The 380-nt window shown below is 40.8% G+C and carries 1 pseudogene; it reads right to left on the reverse strand.

The features are described from left to right. Positions 1-29: 29 nt before the first annotated feature. Positions 30-380, reverse strand: a pseudogene (locus I6E24_RS16765) (IS1634 family transposase); the annotation flags it as partial.

Genomic DNA, 380 nt, shown 5'->3' on the forward strand with positions numbered 1-380 from the left:
TTCCTGACTTTATCATTGCGTCACCCAAATCATAACTCTAACCAGTCATCAGTATCAATGAGGTACGCTATAGCTCTCTCCTCCTCTGTGAGGCAGAGAGTTTTTGTTATAGTGTCTTTATTCTCCGGACGTGCAATCTCAATAGTAACTATAGTCTCGGCTATCTTGAGTGTTTCATCTACAGAGTACGGACACCCAGACAATTTTAATAGCCTTTCAAGTTCCTTGTATACTTTCAAAGCAACGAAACATATACAAACATGAGCCTCAATTCTTCTTGGCGTGAAATGGAACATCGGTCTTACATCCAGCGTACCTTTGGTAATACGAAACGACCGTTCCACATTCCATAGATTCTGATAGGCTTCATAGACTTTCTC

Source organism: Bacteroides caecigallinarum (genome assembly GCF_021530995.1).
Classification (GTDB): Bacteria; Bacteroidota; Bacteroidia; order Bacteroidales; family Bacteroidaceae; genus Phocaeicola; species Phocaeicola faecigallinarum.